At 41.5% G+C, this 17370-nt stretch carries 17 protein-coding genes and 1 other RNA gene; 2 read left to right on the forward strand and 16 right to left on the reverse strand.

What is annotated here, in order from left to right; all coding sequences use genetic code 11:
• Positions 1-24 precede the first annotated feature (24 nt).
• Positions 25-2694, forward strand: coding sequence for a PAS domain S-box protein (locus Q8O20_RS06520; RefSeq protein WP_305530505.1), 2670 nt, complete (start codon positions 25-27; stop codon positions 2692-2694).
• Complete coding sequence (locus Q8O20_RS06525; RefSeq protein WP_305530506.1) at positions 2691-4196, forward strand: FAD-dependent oxidoreductase; 1506 nt, start codon at positions 2691-2693, stop codon at positions 4194-4196. Before Q8O20_RS06520 ends, Q8O20_RS06525 begins: the two co-directional genes overlap by 4 nt.
• Here Q8O20_RS06525 and Q8O20_RS06530 read toward each other — a convergent pair whose 3' ends face one another.
• The 16 genes from Q8O20_RS06530 to sucC form a co-directional block, all read right to left on the reverse strand.
• Complete coding sequence (locus Q8O20_RS06530; RefSeq protein WP_305530507.1) at positions 4197-4649, reverse strand: globin; 453 nt, start codon at positions 4647-4649, stop codon at positions 4197-4199.
• A gap of 205 nt (positions 4650-4854) precedes the next feature.
• Positions 4855-5106 carry a hypothetical protein gene (locus Q8O20_RS06535; protein WP_305530508.1) on the reverse strand — a complete coding sequence of 84 codons (252 nt, stop codon included), beginning with the start codon at positions 5104-5106 and terminating at the stop codon, positions 4855-4857.
• Between the two features lie 86 nt (positions 5107-5192).
• Positions 5193-6434, reverse strand: coding sequence for an EAL and HDOD domain-containing protein (locus Q8O20_RS06540; RefSeq protein WP_305530509.1), 1242 nt, complete (start codon positions 6432-6434; stop codon positions 5193-5195).
• Between the two features lie 163 nt (positions 6435-6597).
• Entirely contained in the window at positions 6598-6954 is a 357-nt protein-coding gene (locus Q8O20_RS06545) for a helix-turn-helix transcriptional regulator (RefSeq protein ID WP_305530510.1), read from the reverse strand.
• Between the two features lie 216 nt (positions 6955-7170).
• The gene (locus Q8O20_RS06550; protein ID WP_305530511.1) at positions 7171-7836 is read right to left on the reverse strand and encodes a hypothetical protein; all 666 of its coding nucleotides are present in this window, start codon (positions 7834-7836) and stop codon (positions 7171-7173) included.
• Positions 7837-7886: 50 nt separating this feature from the next.
• An RNA gene (rnpB, locus tag Q8O20_RS06555) (RNase P RNA component class A) lies at positions 7887-8218 on the reverse strand.
• 17 nt (positions 8219-8235) lie between these two features.
• The gene (locus Q8O20_RS06560; protein ID WP_305530512.1) at positions 8236-10194 is read right to left on the reverse strand and encodes a bifunctional diguanylate cyclase/phosphodiesterase; all 1959 of its coding nucleotides are present in this window, start codon (positions 10192-10194) and stop codon (positions 8236-8238) included.
• Positions 10194-10772: an SCO family protein gene (locus Q8O20_RS06565; RefSeq protein ID WP_305530513.1), complete on the reverse strand. Its 579-nt coding sequence runs from the start codon at positions 10770-10772 to the stop codon at positions 10194-10196. The genes Q8O20_RS06560 and Q8O20_RS06565 overlap by 1 nt, the downstream gene beginning before the upstream one ends.
• Positions 10765-11964, reverse strand: a complete 1200-nt coding sequence (locus Q8O20_RS06570; protein WP_305530514.1) for an ABC transporter substrate-binding protein — start codon at positions 11962-11964, stop codon at positions 10765-10767. Before Q8O20_RS06570 ends, Q8O20_RS06565 begins: the two co-directional genes overlap by 8 nt.
• A 127-nt stretch (positions 11965-12091) precedes the next feature.
• Positions 12092-12655, reverse strand: coding sequence for a 2-oxoacid:acceptor oxidoreductase family protein (locus Q8O20_RS06575; RefSeq protein WP_295051400.1), 564 nt, complete (start codon positions 12653-12655; stop codon positions 12092-12094).
• Positions 12656-12664: 9 nt separating this feature from the next.
• A complete protein-coding gene (locus Q8O20_RS06580) occupies positions 12665-13519 on the reverse strand; it encodes a 2-oxoglutarate ferredoxin oxidoreductase subunit beta (protein WP_305530515.1) in 855 nt (284 codons plus the stop codon).
• The gene (locus Q8O20_RS06585) at positions 13519-14670 is read right to left on the reverse strand and encodes a 2-oxoglutarate synthase subunit alpha (protein WP_304742139.1); all 1152 of its coding nucleotides are present in this window, start codon (positions 14668-14670) and stop codon (positions 13519-13521) included. The genes Q8O20_RS06580 and Q8O20_RS06585 overlap by 1 nt, the downstream gene beginning before the upstream one ends.
• Positions 14670-14999 carry a 4Fe-4S dicluster domain-containing protein gene (locus Q8O20_RS06590; RefSeq protein WP_294895712.1) on the reverse strand — a complete coding sequence of 110 codons (330 nt, stop codon included), beginning with the start codon at positions 14997-14999 and terminating at the stop codon, positions 14670-14672. Before Q8O20_RS06590 ends, Q8O20_RS06585 begins: the two co-directional genes overlap by 1 nt.
• A 23-nt stretch (positions 15000-15022) precedes the next feature.
• Positions 15023-15322 (reverse strand): heavy-metal-associated domain-containing protein, encoded by a 300-nt coding sequence (locus Q8O20_RS06595; protein ID WP_304742144.1) that lies wholly within the window; start codon positions 15320-15322, stop codon positions 15023-15025.
• A 2-nt stretch (positions 15323-15324) separates the two neighbouring features.
• The gene (gene sucD / locus Q8O20_RS06600; RefSeq protein ID WP_304742147.1) at positions 15325-16197 is read right to left on the reverse strand and encodes a succinate--CoA ligase subunit alpha; all 873 of its coding nucleotides are present in this window, start codon (positions 16195-16197) and stop codon (positions 15325-15327) included.
• 3 nt (positions 16198-16200) lie between these two features.
• Positions 16201-17370 carry an ADP-forming succinate--CoA ligase subunit beta gene (sucC, locus tag Q8O20_RS06605; protein ID WP_304742150.1) on the reverse strand — a complete coding sequence of 390 codons (1170 nt, stop codon included), beginning with the start codon at positions 17368-17370 and terminating at the stop codon, positions 16201-16203.

A 17370-nucleotide genomic window follows, 5' to 3' on the forward strand; every position in this document is an offset into this window, starting at 1 on the left:
AAAGCTCACCCGATAGGAATCCTAATGAAATATCCAAAACAGAACAGAACTGAGACCCGATTTATCATTATTATCTTTATCATACTGGCTATTTTGACAGCATTTTCTCAATTGTTTGGGCTGTATCAATTACGCATTATGAATGGCATTACCAATGCAATGTATGATCGTCCCTTTCAAGTATCTATGTCGGCACTGGCAGTCAAATCCGAAGTCTTTAAAATGCACCGGGATATGAAAGATATTATTTTAGCTCAATCCGATGCAGAGCTGCAAAGATATATCAATCAAGTCGACAAACATGAACAACATGTCTACAGTAATCTCGCCAGTATCCGACTCCACACCCAAAGTGATGAAGGAAAAGAACTTGTCAACCAGATGGAAAGGTTGTTTCGAGAGTGGAAACCGATTCGCAGTGAAGTGATTCGATTGGCACAAAACGGTGAGCAAACAAAAGCTATTGCCATTACTAAGAATAAAGGTGCCGACCATGTGTTAAAACTTGAACAATCGAGTCAAAACCTTTATCTTCATGCCTACAAAAGAGCCATTGAGTTCAAAAACAATTCAGATGCTATGTATCAAAAGTTATCGATTACTGTCATCGTTCTAGGAAGTTTATTTTTAACTTTGTATGCTTTTTTAGCCTATTTTACCGTCCGGAGGATTTCAAACTATACGGCTAAAAATGACCATTTAACGGGTGTTCTCTCTGTTATCAGAGCCATCAACCAACTCATTGTACGTGTTAAAAGCAGAAAGACACTGATTCAGGAGAGCTGTAATATTTTAGTCTCTAACCACGTCTACGGCAATGCGTTGATTGTCCTCTACGATGAGAACAAAGGCATCGACACGATTGCCAGTGCGGATGCGTCGGGAAATTTCACCGGATTTAAAACGAAAATTGAGAGCGGATGGATACCCCCTTGTATTCAAAATGTAGCTGACCAAAAAGAAGGGTATTTATTGATCAGAAACACAAAGCAAAGCTGTCCGGAATGCCCACTAAGCGATAGATACCAGACTAAAGGGGCATTAAGTATTCAGCTAAAATATAACGACAAAGTATACGGAAACATCTCTCTCTCCGTTAATGAAGCCTACATTCATGATAAAGAGGAAATTTCACTCTTAGAGGAAGTTGCCGGTGATATCTCGTATGCCCTTCATAATTTTGAAACACAAGAACACCTTATGGAGCAAGAAAAATCGCTTAGTTACTTTAAAGAGCTCTATGAAAACATTATTGACAGTGTCGATAATATTATTTTTGTTAAAGACATAAACTTTACCTATACCGTGTGTAATCAGGCATTCGAAAAGTTTGTCGGAAAAGCCAACCATGAAATCATCGGAAAAAGTGACTACGAGATATTTGACAAAGAGGTTGCCGATTTCTTTCGCATCCATGATGTAAAAATGTTTGAAGAGAATACAAGCAAATCCAATTTCGAATGGGTGACCTATCCTGATGGTAAGCAAGTTTATCTGTTTACCGTTAAATCACCTCTCGTCAATTCCGCAGGTGCCCTTTTAGGATTAGTCGGAAATTCTGCTGATGTTACGGAACAAAGAATTGCAGAAGAGGCATTAACGCAAAAGAAAAAAGAGCTGGAGACAATCTTGCAAGAGGCACCTAATCCTATCATGCTTCATAATGAAGCTGGCGAAGTGATTATGGTTAACCGTGTATGGCAATCTCTCAGCGGTTATACCTTCGAGGAGATCGATACCGTAGAGAAATGGGCTAACAAAGCATGTGATACAGACAAACCTCTTATGCGCGAGTATATGGACAAGCTGTACTCTTTGGAACACAAAATTGATATGGGAGAAGCATCGGTGACAACCAAAGAGGGGAATACCCTTATTTGGCAGTTTAGTTCAGCCCCGCTGGGAATTATTGATGGGAAACGAACGGTCGTCACCACGGCTATGGATATTACCGAATTAAAGAGAAAAGACCAGCTGATGATGGCACAATCACGCCACGCGGCTATGGGTGAGATGATAGGCATGATAGCGCACCAATGGCGACAGCCTATCTCCGGTATCGCGATGAACGCCAATAACATATTACTGGATATTGCGCTAGAGTCATTTGATAACACATCCGCTACCGCATATGCGGAAGATATATTGGATCAAACGCAGCACCTTTCCAAAACTATCGATGATTTCAGAAATTTTTTCAAACCCGATAAATCGGTCTCAACCGTCAATCTCAGAGAGATCCTAGAGGAGACTTTCACCATTGTCAAAGATAGCCTCACAAACAATGGAATCCAGATCAAAACCTCCTATCTAACCGATACAAAGGTGGACGCATACTCGCGGGAACTGATGCAGGTATTTGTCAATATTATCAACAATGCCAAAGATGTATTACTCTCTAAACAGACGAAAGATCCCCTTATTGATATCTGTGTCGATGAGGATGAGATGTATATCAATACCTCCATTTGTGACAACGGAGGGGGAATCAGTGAATCCATTCTTCCGAAACTGTTCGATCCGTATTTCACGACAAAAGATGAGAAGACAGGTACGGGATTGGGATTGTATATGAGCAAAATGATTATCGAAGACCATCTCCACGGCGTCATTGAAGCGTACAACAGTAATGACGGTGCATGTTTTAAAATTAGGTTGTTAAAAAAATCCCCTGAGAATGAAAGAGTTTCATGACTAAACACCATTATGATGTATTGATCGTCGGAGGAGGCATATCGGGATGCGCTCTCGTCTATGAGTTGGCACGTTATACCGATATTGCAAATATTGCTCTGGTTGAAAAATACGGATCCATCGCCACACTAAACTCCAAAGGAACCGCCAATTCCCAAACCATCCATGTGGGGGATATCGAAACCAACTATACCCTTGCAAAAGCGGCCATCACAAAGCGAACCGCCAAAATGGTCGAAAAATATTGCCTTCAGTACGGCTACCAAAACAGTATCCTTTTTTCTCACCAAAAAATGGCACTCGGAATCGGTGAAGAAGAGGTGGAATTTCTCTTGAACCGCTATGAGGAGTTTTCCGAGCTATTCCCCTACCTTGAAGTGTGGGATAAAGAGGAACTTAAAAAAATCGAGCCCCGTGTCGTATTCGATGAACATGGAGAAGAACGACCCGAAACCATCGTCGGAATCGGCGCCAAGGATCAGTGGACGACGGTGGATTATGGAAAAATGGCGCAATCGTTTATCACCAATGCCAAAAATGAACCGGACACGACCGTCGACCTCTTTTTAAACACACCCGTAATCCGTATCGAGAAGAATCCTACCCGCGGGTACAGTGTCCAAACCAAAGAAAGAATCTATACCGCCGATTTCGTGGTTGTCGATGCGGGAGCGCACAGCCTCTATCTGGCACATTCCATCGGTCATGGCCTTGATTATTCTTGCCTACCGGTTGCGGGAAGTTTCTATCTCACTTCACAACATCTTCTCAACGGCAAAGTCTATATGATCCAAAATCCTAAACTCCCCTTTGCCGCACTTCACGGCGACCCCGATATTCTAGCAGAGGGAAATACCCGCTTCGGTCCGACCGCCCTCGTCCTCCCTAAGCTCGAGCGATTCACCAAAGGAACCTATCTCGATTTTTGGAAAACCCTCAGACTCGATTTTAATGTCCTAAGTGCCTTATGGAAACTCCTAAGAGAAAGTGATATCCGCAACTACATCTTCCGAAATTTTCTCTTTGAAATTCCCTACATTAACAAACGTCTTTTTTTACACGATGCCCGCAAAATAGTCCCTTCCCTCCGTCTTGATGAATTTGAATATGCCCACGGATTCGGAGGGGTACGTCCGCAGGTAATCGACAAAAATCAACGCAAACTGATGCTGGGGGAAGCCTCTATCAACACGGGAGAGGGGATAATTTTCAATATGACCCCCTCCCCCGGTGCAACGAGCTGTCTGGGCAATGCCGAACGTGATCTTCGCTACGTAGTTCAGTATTTGGGAAAAACATTTGATGAGAAGCGATTTAATGACGAACTCACCGATGGAGAGTACTGCGTTCTCGCCGCACCGATTGAAGAGCAAAAACGGACTGTCAATGCAATTCGTGATGCGATGAGTGCTCATGAAAAAGAGTATTATGAAGAGATCCATATCGGAAAGCCGCTCGAGTCGTTTTGGAAGCGACCGCACAGTTTATGGAGAAAAAAATAATTACACTTTAGGGGTTGGGATATTCACGAGGAGACTCGAAAAACGCTCCAGATAGTTCCAAAACGATTGGATATGTTCAGGGGATATCCCCTCCTCTTGCAAATGAGGTAAAAGGGTGGCAAAAGAGTTCAGCCAAATCTGACGCCCTCTCTCATCAATCCGAAAACGTTGATGACGCGACAGCATCCTCGGATCACCACGGGTTTGCGCAAAATAATCGGGACCGCCGCAAATCTGTATGAAAAAATCGGCTGCGTGCTTCTTGACCTTTTCAAACTCATCTTCATACTCAACCGGAAACATAAAAGCAATATCACTGTGAGCGATATTTTCATAGTGATCGTCCACCAGCTGGCGAAAACGCTCTTCCCCTACTTGATTAAAAAACTCGTGATTAGGCTTAATGATCGGAGAATCCACACCCAAGGTACTCTCTTTAATCGTAAAATCCATCCTGATCTGCCTCGGTATTATCTTGATATTCTAAAAAAGTCTATCAGCCCATACTTCGCCAAAAATCTCAATATATTCAAATATTGCCGAATAAACACTGTAGAAAGCAATTCCCATAAGAGTTCCTTGAACGAAAAATATGCTGAATATAAGCAAAATTCATTCCTAAAAACCGATAGGAGGAAATTACCTCAATAGTAAGAAATCACTCGGCGCCGTATGCTTGTTGGATATACAATTCGAGCTTTCCATCCATCGCACTCATAATAGAAGCGAGAATTTTATCTTTTTCATCGTTGGAAAGTTTGTTACCTGTTGACTTTTCGATAGCGTAGATCGCTGTTGATGCGGAGGTGTCGAGGACATAGTTGTTTAGTGCCAACGCCATTTTTGCCGTATGATCCCCGACAACCTGCGCGATATACTGTTGGAGTTCTATTACTATTTTTTCATCCATTATGAAGTCCTCGTTTAATTTATATGTGCAGCATTATATCTCAGGTGCATACATACGTATTATTACTTTACATGCGGATGATAAAATTATGTCGCAATATGTTCTTCATAAAAATCATTTGACCAGTTATAGCTCTCCGTCGCTATCGCACTTAATTTATCTTCGTCAATACCCAATTTTGTTATCTTAGCTTGAACATTTGAAAAATTTTCTTCCTCAATCGATATGACCAGATCAAGCATCTCTCCCAGTGTCCCTTCTTTATTGATTAATGCGGATAAAATAGAATCATCCAGATTAACACCGGAAAGTACCTCTTTCATAGGCAATCCGAACATGACGTCAAACAATGAAAGCAATCCCGTTAAAAATGCCTCTTCATGCATTGATATAGCGGTACACGATACTAAGCAGCTCATCATTTTTGCACGAAACAGCGCCGATAAATGTATGGGTTCTGAAAACATTGATCCTGTAGCATCCGCATAGAGAAATAACAAAATCCACTGTTTTAACGATTGTTGTCCGAGCAACGACATCGCATGCCGAAGAGAGGAAATCGGCTCCTTAATCCCTACTTCAACCGAGTTAATGTATTTCAAAAGATTCATAATCAAATGGGGACAATTTAAAAGTTTTGCTTCCAACTCTTTCATATCCGCATTGGCATCTATCAGCGCAATAACCTCTAAGAGGACTCTATGAGACGGATCAAATCTTTTTTGTGCAAACACTGTAGGCTTTTCGTAAAAGTAGCCTTGAAAATAGGTAAATCCAAGTTTTTTGTAATACTCGTACTCCTCGATTGTTTCTACTTTTTCTGCAAGCAGTTTAATCTCATCATACGCTTCAAATAAATTTATTTTTTCATGTATTTTTTCTTTGGTAGCAGAGAATAAATCGATTTTTACATAGGACAAATACTCAAAGAGAGGTTCAAAACGTTCAATCATCTCTTCACTAAGATCCATATCATCCAATGCGAATGTGTACCCTTGCTCTTTGAGGATTTTTACTTTAGACACAAATACATCATTAACAAGAGTATTCTCTAAAATTTCCAATACAAATTTATCAGCCGGTATCGCACTAAAAAGAGGAGTTTCAAAAAAAGTATGATCGATATTAATAAAGCCGTAATGTTTTCCAAGAAGTTTTCGTGAACCGAAGTTATTGAGCGAATTGACTAAAACACGACAAGTAGCCTGTGTATTGCAGGAAATTGTGGGGGCATAATTATCGAAACTATGACGGAACAATAATTCATAACCGTGGATATCTCCGTTCAAGTCAATAATAGGTTGTCTTCCGATAAAGATATTTTGCATATAGGGCCTATGAGTAAATTTGATTTGTAGCATATCAAAAGGAATGAAAATTATCACTTAATTAGTTAGCTAATTGACTTAATGTAATAGAATAGTAACTTTTTTGGTATTTTTTGGTATTTTTAGAGGCGCGGGGTTAAGTAGGTTTTTTTGAAAATCACACTTACATTACGTCTTGTTTCAATTTTTTTTCTTCATAAGACAAAATCAAACTACTAAATGCGTCATATTGCTTTTTGCATTTTTCGATATCGACATCGACATAAATCTTTTTTCCTTCTTTATAACTCTTGATCAAACCGGCTTTTCTGAGTATGTCAACATGTGCCGAAATAGTTGGCATAGAATAGGTAAACAATGAAGCGATATCGGTGATACACATCATCCCGTTTTCATGAACGCTTTTATCACCGTTCGATAATATTTGTTCGAAAATTTCAAGTCTTGTTTTATTTCCTAGAGCTTTATAAACTTCTACTCTTTCTTCAAACGTAATTTTTCTTTTATCAATAAAAGACATATTCCCCCTTTGGTTTCCTAATGCTTGTGCTAATGCATAACATGATTGTATATCACATTTGTAGTAGAAGCAAAGGTTATATTCATTGACTCTAAAAATTTAAGTTCAATTAAAAATAATTTGCCTATTGATATTCTCTAATTGTAGTACCGTAGTGTTGCATCTACGTTGCATTACTGAGATAATGAAGAAAGGGGGATTGACAGAAATCTAATCTCAGAGCGAAAGAAATTCTATTTCTTCCTTTGGAATATTTCTTTTTTCATTGATGTGATATATCCCTTGTATTTCATCAGGATATACCCCATTAAATTTTCCTACGTATCCATTTTTATCCGTTGTTTCGGCATAAAAATAGTCTTTGTTTTCGATTTTTAACCGTGCATTGTTTCGATTGATTTTGGATGTATTCTCTATCTCTACCGCTATAAATGCATGATCTTTTGTATACACTACTACGCAGTTATGGTTCGTTTCTATAAGAATCATGGCGAACAACTGAGCTTTCTCATCACAATCACCACCGTTTTTTACGATTACATCGACAGGTGTTCTATGCGTTTCTGATCGTATGTAGGGTATTTGAGATACATACTTAAATGCCTGAGTGACCTCACACACTTCATCACGACTGCATCGCTCTTTTAAATTTTCTATGATCGTGTTGAGCTTGCTGTTTTCATCGATGTAATACGGTGCATAAAACTCCCCGACTTTGATCGCATTAGGCGGTGGCACTGTGATCGTTTGAACCTGCGATACATTCTTATTTACGGGGATGACATTACTGTTTGCCGTGTGGTTTTTGTAGACCGCAACGGCTAATATGAACAAAGCGGGATAGACAAATATCCTCATGCTAAAAGGTTTATGTTCTTTCATATTTAACAGACTTTGGTAAAAATTATGTAATGAGAGTGTAGCAGAAAATGAAGGTAGGTACAACGTAAGCCGGGTTCTGGATGAAGTGATAATTAATCTACTGCCTAGATTACTCTAGGCCTCTAGCGAAACAATAGCGATGTAGGACGCTAACCATCTGTTTCTTGCTGCGCGGTTGGGTTTACATAGCTCTCCTAGTTGCCTAAGAGACTGGTGGGCTCTTACCCCGCCGTTTCACCCTTACCTCTTGCGAGGCGGTCTATTCTCTGTTGCACTATCCCTCATGTTACCATGGCCATCAGTTAGATGGAACCGTGTCCTACGGCAGCCCGGACTTTGCCTCTTGGGATTACTAGTTCCAAGCTATCACCTGTTGTACCTGTCGAATTATAAGGGATATTAGATTAAATCCCTATCAGTACCGCTTGAAGCACAATTTTTTAGGAGTAAATCAAAAAAGAATTTCTCCGGAATCGGTTTGGAAAAATAGTACCCTTGATAAAACTCACATCCGCGATCTCGCAAATACTCCATCTGATACATCTCTTCAACCCCTTCGGCAACAACCTTCAAGTTTAGCGTCTGCCCCATCGCGATAATAGTATTGAGCAAAATATGCTCATTCGTGCTGTTGTGAGTAATATCATCCACAAAACTCTTATCGATCTTTAACGAGTCTATAGGAAAATGGCGCAAATAGGACAAAGAGGAGTATCCGGTACCGAAATCATCCATACAGATATGTACGCCGAGATTTTTAATCTTTTTTAATACTTCCAACGTCACTTCAAGATATTCCAGCATAACGCTTTCGGTAATTTCGATCGCCAAGAGCTTGGCATCAATGCCGCTATCGTGAACAGCATTCTCGATATCCGCATAAAGATTAATGTTCTGAAACTGTCGTGTCGATACATTACAGGAGATATGAATATCCTCATATCCACTCTCACTCAATCGCTTAATCGCCCGTACAGTCTCCTCGATAACCCATTTCCCCAGTTTTAAAATGAATCCTGTATTCTCAGCAATATGGATAAAATGATCCGGAGGAATAAGCCCTTTCTCATAATGGTTCCATCGAATCAACGCCTCTGCACCGATGATCTTTCCGCTCTCTATATGGATTTTGGGTTGATAATACAATTCAAATTCATTTGCATTGAAAGCGCGATGCATATCATTGGCAATATCAACCTCTTCGTGTACCTTGGCATTCAACGTTGCCGTAAAGAAGCTAAATTGATCTCTCCCTTCTGTTTTGGCTTTGTACATAGCGATATCCGCATATTTCATCAGTTCATTAATCTCTTTGGAATCATCCGGATAGATAGCGACTCCGATACTGGTTGAGAGACGGAGGAAATGATTTTGTATGTTCCACTCTTTATGGAACATATCGAGAATTTTTGAAATTACCGGCTCTATCGCCCCCGTATCGGTAAAATCATTCAAGATAATAATAAATTCATCACCGCCGATCCGTGCGACAATGTCATTTTCACGAATGATTGATTTTAATTTACGTGCTACCGCTTTTAAAAGTGCATCGCCGACATTATGTCCAAGGGTATCGTTGATATTTTTAAAATGATCCAAATCCAAAAACAACACCGCAAATTTACGATCATATCGGTTAGCATTGGCCACCATAAGTCTAAGCTGCGTATAGAGATTGTGACGGTTCGGTAAACCGGTCAGTGAATCATGGAGCGAGGTAAAACTGAGTTCTTCATTGAGCCCAAGTACCTGATTCTCAGAACGATTCAATTCGACACCGTATTCAATCTGCAGTTTTACGATGTACCCGATGACCAAAGCTTCAGCAACGACGAAAATACCGTGCAAAATAACGATATCCATTCCGCATCCGTAATTGAATACCATGACCGGCATTCCGAAAAGGGATACTTCAGACAACTGCAAAAAATTAAAAACGCCATGGTGAAGAATCGTTGTGATTGCGGCTACAAAAATAGGGACAATATCTTTATAAAGTGAAAGGATTGCTAACGCAATAAATACATGGAAATGCATCTCGATACGGCCGAGATGTTGTTGGATATAAATCAGGGAAAAAAGCATCATCCCTACCCCTACCAATGCACGCATAACTTGCGTACCCTTGAAGGTGCGGTATGCCAAGAGTAAAACAAGGGTGATCAGCCCTCCCCCCACAAATCCGTAAAGATAGGTACCGTAGCTAATCGAGGTAATGAAGGTGGCAATGACCCACTGCATCACGATCAAAACCAACATCACTTTATCGGCATGCAAAAAATGCTCGGTAAAATTTTTCTGGGCAAATTCAGGTACTTTTGGGAATCGGAACAAATTTTCCAACGTAGTATGACTCACTATTTTTCCTTTAGTAGCTCAGAAATATCATGGATCAGCATGTCATGATTCAAAGGGTGCATAGTATAAATAGATTTTAATACCAGTGTACCATTTTTCTCACGCTTTACTAAATACAAATTGTCGCTATGATCTATCTCACCCGGGGCAGTCAGATTTTTAGAAAAAAACACGCCCAATTCTCGATCAATGTTCATCAACTCTTTTTGAGGCAGATAGACTCCGCGGAACTGTGGATTAAATGACTTAGCGAAAATATCCGGTTGGAGAGGCTCCAGTTCCGGCATCAGATTGATAAAATTAAATCCGATCGACGATTTATACGGTTCAAAAGAGTTCGAATCATACAAGTCATCCAATTGATGCAAAATCGGCGTACATACTTTGACGCATCCTACGTATCCGAAAAATACCAACATCAGCTCCTGCTGTGAACTCTGCAAATAAGGAGCATTTATCTTCTGATTAATCTCTATTTTACCCGTAGAGTGTGCGGCGAATAATAAAGAGTGTCCCAAGGGAAGGATAAAGATCAAAAGAATGAAAAAAAGAGTACCCAGAATTATTTTTTTATTCATTGACATCATCACTCGAATCTAATCTTTTTGGGGCGCTCGATAATTCAGCGGAGGTATCATCTAACTCCTTTTTTAGTTTTTTCAACTGATCATTTTTTTGAATGAACAGAAAAAAGACTATGATCAAGAAGATAAAAAAGAAAATAAAAAAGATAAACATAGAATTTAAAATTACCCCTTGATACTTTTCAAAAAAAGTTTTATCCTCATATAAAATAATCGCATTACGCGCCGTATACTCCGAAAGTATTAACCTCGATTCAACCAAAGAGTGGCGGTCAAACATATAAGTATTCGGACTTTTGAGAACGGAATGAATATCTTTTAAAGGCTCACCGTTTAAATGACGAATGGCCAGTTCTGCCGCACGTTCTCCCTGAAGTTTCCCGCTGGTGACATATCCTCCGATAACACCCCCGAATACATAAGCATCTTCCATACTGCATAAAATAAGATTCTTATTCTGTTTCAGTTGTGCGATCGACTCTTGCAGTGTTAAATTTCGCCCGCTTGCATCGCTTAGGCCGCCGATTGTTGTCAATACAACAAAGGATTTAGTACTCTTTGGAAGTTTTGCCCTAATAGCATCGATTCGTGGGGATGCAATAAAATGAAATGTATGGTTAGGGTATTTAAAAATCTGAGACCTGATATCCGCTTCAATCGAACGGTAGGTTGTTGAATCGTCTCCCACAATCCATATATCTCGGGTTTGAGGTGAGAATTGACGTATAAGTTCAATATTGGGGACAATATCTTTGGTTTCATAGACCCCTGCATATTTATGGGGATCAAGGGAACGTGATAAAGCAATATTATTGATACCGGAAAAAAAGAGGGGAGCATCCGAAAATAACGATCCGCTATGATGTACAAAAAAATTCAATGCATTATCATCGGTGACATAAATCGCATCGGGTTGATAGTTTTTATATTTTTTTTGCAAATAAGCCACAAAGAAAGTTTGATACTCTTTCGAAAAAGCAAGCCGTTTGGTATCCAAATATTCGACAGAAATTTCAAGCGCAGAGGAGGAGTCCTTCTCTATCTTGTCGACGAAACCCTCATGCTGTAATTTAGTCCAACCATACTCCTGTGAATACGAGTGCAGGATAAAAATAGACTTTTTTGGATGAGTATCTGCCTGAAGTAAGAAAAATGAGACAGCAAGAAAAATGATAAACTTAAACATGAAATCTTACCTTTGCCTAATACAATTATAGTAACACAAAAGTGTTGAAATAGGAAAAATTATTGCGCTAAAAAGATAGGGCAGAGGTAAAATATAGTGTTTTTCCCGTCGAAACGGGAAGAGGGATTTACATCCCAATTTTTGCTTTTGCTTCCTTGGCGTATTTGATACCCAAATCCCAAGCTTTATTGTTAACTTCGTGTACTTTTTTAGGAACTTTTGAAAGCATGACTTCTTTCAATGTTTCCGGCTCAAGTACACCGGTAAATTCATTGGTAATACCCAATGCAACAACCGATTGGGTAATAACATTACCCACTTCTTCTTTTGCAATGGTGATGATCGGAATCTCTACAATGATCCATTTTTGACGATCTTCTTCGGTTGGGTGAACCAAATTTGGCTCAACAACGATGATTCCGCCCGGTTTTACACCGTTTTTGAATTGTTGATAACTCACGTTAGCAACCGAGAGCATAAAATCGATCTCACCCTCATTCGCATACGGGTAAAAAATCTCATTGTCATCAAGGGTAATATCAACAACCGTTGCACCGCCGCGAACTTGTGACGTATAGGTAGCTGTTTTAAGCCCGTGACCACCCATTTTGATCTTGGCTGCTGCCATAATCTCACCGGCGAGAAGAACCCCTTGTCCACCGACGCCTGTAAATCGTATCGTATGTCTCATGGTTTCTCCTTAGATTTTTTTCGCAAAGTCGTCTTGCGTGATTTTTCCGCGTTTGCCTTGTGCCGCTTCGATGACCATGTCATACATATCACAATACTCGGCTTGCTCAACTTCACGCAATACACCCGTCGGGAATTTGTTCATTTGCTCTTCCGCAGGTAACGCTTCCCATTTTTTCAACGGAGTCGTAATACTGTCGATCCATTCAAGGTTTTCCATAGCACTCAACATTTTGTTTTTACGGCCAAGGTTGATATGGCAGTTAGACATAATATCAAAGAAAGAGAACCCTCTGTGTGAGAACCCTTTTACAAGGATTTTTTCCAATTTTTTCGGATCTAGCATCGTCTCACGCGCTACGAATGACGCACCCGCACCGATAGCAAGTTTACACGCATCGAACGTCGGATCGATATTCCCGTTTTGCGCCGATACACACCACATACCCTGCGGAGTCGTCGGAGAAATTTGAGAGTTAGTCAAACCGTAGATGAAGTTATTGATAAGAATGAAATTCAAATCGATATTACGTCGGCATCCGTGAATCGTGTGGTTACCACCGATTGCAAGTCCGTCACCGTCACCTGCTACAACAATAACGTGTGCATCCGGACGAGTAAGTTTAATCCCCGTAGCATACGCAATCGTACGACCGTGCGTTGTATGAACCGTATTACAGTTGATGTATGAGCTAAAGCGGCCTGAGCATCCGATACCGGAAACGACACATACTTTGTCCATATCCCAGCCCATTTTGTCGATAGCACGGATAACCGATTTAAGGATAACACCGTCACCACAGCCCCAACACCAAAGTGTCGGCATTTTATCTACACGTAAATATTGATCGTAATTGAAAGCCATTAGAACATCTCCTTAACTTTTGCTACCATTTCAAGTGGTGCGATTGGACGACCGTTTGCTTTGTGAAGCGTACCGAAATCGCTACGTCCCATTACACGTTCAATCTCTTTGAGGTATTGACCCATATTGAGCTCAGTAACGAAAATTTTGTCAAATTTTTGACCGATCTCTTTGAGCTTTTTAGCCGGACTCGGCCACAATACGATTGGTCTGAAAAGACCCGCTTTGATGCCGTCATTACGAAGTTTCATAACCGCTTCTTTAGCACCGCGAGAGATACTTCCGTATGCGATCATACATACTTCGGCATCCTCCATCATAAATTCTTCATAATCGGCTTCATCATCCAAACCGTCGTTTTCTGCCGCAACCGTGTTGATTTTACCGACAAGACGCTCGATATTGAATTGGCATTGTGCCGCATCTTCCGTAGGGAAACCTGTCGGTCCGTGATGAAGTCCCGTAAAGTGGAAACGGTACCCTTCGAACATCGGATTAAGTACTGCCGCTTCGTTCATCGGAACGTCGTACGGACGATAATCTTCCGGTTTTCCGTCAAATCGTTTACGAGTAACGATTGAAGCTTTGACCTCTTCGAGATCCGGGAGCATCGCTTTACCGTGCATGTGACCTACCGTCTCATCCAAAAGGACGAATACCGGAGTCATGTATCGCTCAGCCAAGTTAAATCCGCGTACGGTTTGTGTGTAACACTCTTCGAGTGATCCCGCACACAACGTGATAGAAGCGTAATCTCCATGGGTCGGATATTGCGCTTGACCGATATCCGCTTGGGATACACGAGTCGGAAGACCGGTTGATGGGCCTCCGCGCATTACGTTGACGATAACCAAAGGAACTTCAGCGATAAACGCCAAACCGATCTGTTCCGCCTTAAGTGAAATCCCCGGACCTGAGGTTGCCGTCATCGATTTTGTACCCGCCATGGATGCACCGAGAGCAACGGAGATACCCGCGATCTCATCTTCCATTTGGATGAATTTACCACCGACAGTCGGTAGAAGATCAGACATCTCGTGCATTACTTCCGATGATGGAGTAATCGGATATCCGCCGAAAAACATACAACCCGCATCAAAAGCACCGAGTGCTGATAATTCGTTACCTGTTGAAATTACTTCTCTTGCCATTATTTCACTCCTGCTTGGTCTAGTGACATATACTTATTAGCGATAATAGCCGCTTGACGCGCTTTTGCTTCATCAGTCAGTTTTGCAAATTTATAATCTGCTTTATCTGCAACATAAATAGCGAAGTCAGGACATGTGAGTTCGCACTCATTACAGCCGATGCAACTCTCAGGATGATTGATCGAGATCATAGCACCCAAGGTTGATGTCGGCTCATAACGCATACCGAGTACACCCGATGGGCATACCGATACACAAATATCACATGCTTTACAGTTATCGGTATTTACCCATACAGGTACGTTACCGGGATTGGTCGTTTTAAACATCTGTTCTCCTCACAATTTTGAAATTAATCTGATTCTTTATCAGTTGAAAATTTACCAACGGCACAAGAGACAAAACTCTTGAGCTTAAGAGCGGCATTATCAATAACACCCTCTTCCTCACCGACTAGAGGATAACCGAGGTTTCTTAATATTGATTTAAACTGTGCTAGTTGCGCCTCATCGGAAATAACAGCTGTTACTTTACGAGGCTCGCACGAAAGGTCAACACTGACCCCCTCGAATCCTGCTTCTTTGAGCGCTTTGGTGATAGTGGCAGAACATCCGCCACATCGTATATTGGCAAACTCAAAGCTCTGTTCCATCGTTATTTCCCCATCACTTCAGCAATAGCTTTACCGATATCTGCCGGAGAAACAACAACTTTTACCCCTGCCGCTTCGAGAGCCGCCATTTTTTCAGCTGCAGTCCCTGCGCCACCGGAGATAATTGCCCCAGCGTGGCCCATACGTTTCCCCGCAGGTGCCGTTTGACCCGCGATAAAAGCAACTACCGGTTTCGTGATGTGCTCTTTGATATACGCCGCCGCTTGAATCTCCAAATCTCCCCCGATCTCACCGATCATGACAATCGCATGCGTTTCCGGATCTGCTTCAAACATCGGAAGGAGCTGTTTGTAGCTCAAACCGATGATCGGGTCACCGCCGATACCGACTGCCGTCGTGATACCGAAGCCCTCTTTAACAACCTGATTCGCTGATTCATAGGTCAACGTGCCTGATTTAGAGATAAGACCGATGTTCCCTTTTTTGAAAATGAATCCCGGCATGATTCCGATTTTACACTCATCCGCCGTGATAATTCCCGGACAGTTCGGCCCGATAGTCATCATATCTTTTTTAACCGCATACGCTTTTGCAAACATCATATCTTTTACGGGTGCTCCTTCGGTAATAATAACCGCAAGGCTGATTCCCGCATCTGCCGCTTCCATAACCGCATCGGAAACGAATGCCGGCGGAACGAAAATCATAGAAACCGTAGCACCGGTACTAGCGACCGCTTCGGCTACCGTATTGAATACCGGTTGACCGAGGTGCTCTTGCCCCCCTTTACCCGGTGTTACGCCGCCGACGATTTTTGTTCCGTATGCAATACACTGTTCTGCATGGAATGTACCCTCTTTACCTGTGAAACCTTGAACGATAACTTTTGTATCTTTATTAACCAAAATAGACATTAATTACTCTCCCTTAGCTGCTGCAACGGCTTTACGTGCACCGTCTGCAAGATCGGTTGCCGCTACGATGTTAGCGATACCGGCATTGTTTAAAATCTCTGCCGCTTCGATAGCATTCGTACCGTCAAGTCGTACGATAACAGGTACATTAACATTGGTGATTTTTGTTGCTTCGATAATCCCGTTAGCAACACGATCACATCGTACGATACCACCGAAAATGTTGACGAAAATCGCTTTAACATTCGGATCTTTGAGGATAATTTCAAATCCTTTGGCCACCGTTTCCGCACTCGCACTTCCGCCGACGTCAAGGAAGTTAGCCGGTTTACCGCCCTCGTAGTTGATGGTATCCATCGTTCCCATAGCAAGTCCCGCACCGTTAACCATACAACCGACATCACCGTCAAGTTTGATATAGCTAAGACCGAATTTGCCCGCTTCGATCTCCGTCGGTTCTTCTTCACTCAAATCACGCATTTCGTTCACTTGTGACTGACGGTAAAGGGCGTTATTATCAAATCCCATTTTTGCATCGAGTGCCAAAAATTTACCGTCACCCGTTTTGACCAACGGATTGATCTCGATCATCTCCGCATCGTGATCCATATAGACTTTATATAGGGCAGATGCAAATTTGATAAACGTGTTGATCTCTTCCACCGGAAGACCCAAACCGAATGCTAATTTACGGCCGTGGAAGCTTTGGAAACCTGTCAACGGATCGATCGAAACTTTGATAATTTTTTCAGGAGTATTGTGTGCAACCTCTTCAATCGCCATACCGCCCTCAGTCGATGCCATCATGATCGGCATTTCAAGTGCACGATCAAGCAAGAGTCCGAGATAGTACTCTTTTTTGATATCGGCACCCTCTTCGATATAGACTTTTTGAACCAATTTACCCTCTGGGCCTGTTTGGTGCGTTACGAGCTGCATACCCAAAATCTGAGCTGCCATTTCACGTACTTCAGACGTTGATTTAGCAAGTTTAACACCGCCTCCTAAACCACGCCCACCCGCATGGATTTGAGCTTTAACAACCCAGATATTTCCACCGAGTTCTTGAGCCGCTTTAACCGCCTCGTCTGGTGTAAACGCAATGTGACCGCGCAAGGTCGGTACATTGTATTTTTTGAATAATTCTTTAGCTTGATATTCGTGAATATTCAT

It is taken from the genome of Sulfuricurvum sp., assembly GCF_030691015.1.
Classification (GTDB): Bacteria; Campylobacterota; Campylobacteria; order Campylobacterales; family Sulfurimonadaceae; genus Sulfuricurvum.